Annotated in this window: 1 protein-coding gene; it reads left to right on the top strand. The window is 64.2% G+C overall.

Annotated features, from left to right (window positions below; translation table 11 throughout):
* The coding region (locus tag AC0L3B_RS40440) for an ATP-binding cassette domain-containing protein (RefSeq protein ID WP_473383707.1) at positions 1 to 232 on the top strand (232 nt) is incomplete at both ends.

The raw sequence follows: 232 nt of genomic DNA, 5'->3' as shown, positions 1-232 counted from the left end.
CTGGATGCCCACGTGGGCGAGCGCGGGGTGAAACTCTCCGGCGGGCAACGCCAACGGATCGCCATTGCCCGCGTGCTGCTCAAGGACGCGCCGATTTTGATCATGGACGAAGCCACCTCAGCGCTGGACTCCGAGGTGGAAGCCGCGATCCAGGAGAGCCTGGAAACCCTGATGCAGGGCAAGACCGTGATCGCGATTGCACACCGCTTGTCGACCATTGCGCGGATGGACC

The organism is Bradyrhizobium sp. Kon56 (assembly GCF_055807635.1).
Note: the sequence above shows the minus strand (reverse complement) of the source record. Positions and strands in the feature narration are given on the sequence as shown.